This is a genomic window from Anabaena sp. CCY 9910, assembly GCF_963920875.1.
Taxonomy (GTDB): domain Bacteria; phylum Cyanobacteriota; class Cyanobacteriia; order Cyanobacteriales; family Nostocaceae; genus Trichormus; species Trichormus variabilis.
This window is the reverse complement of sequence record NZ_CAWUDJ010000175.1, coordinates 1-211: the sequence shown is the minus strand read 5'-3', so window position 1 is coordinate 211 and position 211 is coordinate 1. Positions and strand designations below refer to the sequence as shown.

Annotated in this window: 1 protein-coding gene; it reads left to right on the top strand. The window is 66.8% G+C overall.

Going from position 1 to position 211, the window contains the following annotated elements:
• A partial coding sequence (locus ACM5QX_RS29725; RefSeq protein ID WP_414756788.1) for a hypothetical protein occupies nt 1–211 on the top strand: 211 nt, incomplete at both ends.

Sequence of the window (211 nt, the reverse complement as noted above, 5' to 3'; positions counted from 1 at the left end):
CAATGAGCGACGCCATTGTGCGGCACCCTACCCCCAGGCGCCTCGAGGCATCGTGGGCCCGGGAATTCGCGGAAGCGATTGAAGTCCCCGCGAGCGCCCGGACCATCACGTTGAGCGGCGTCGGCGCACTGCCGTCGAATCTCGACGCCGAACCCCACTCGGTCGGCTACTTCGGCGATCTGCGCACGCAGACGAGAAGCGTGTTCGACCA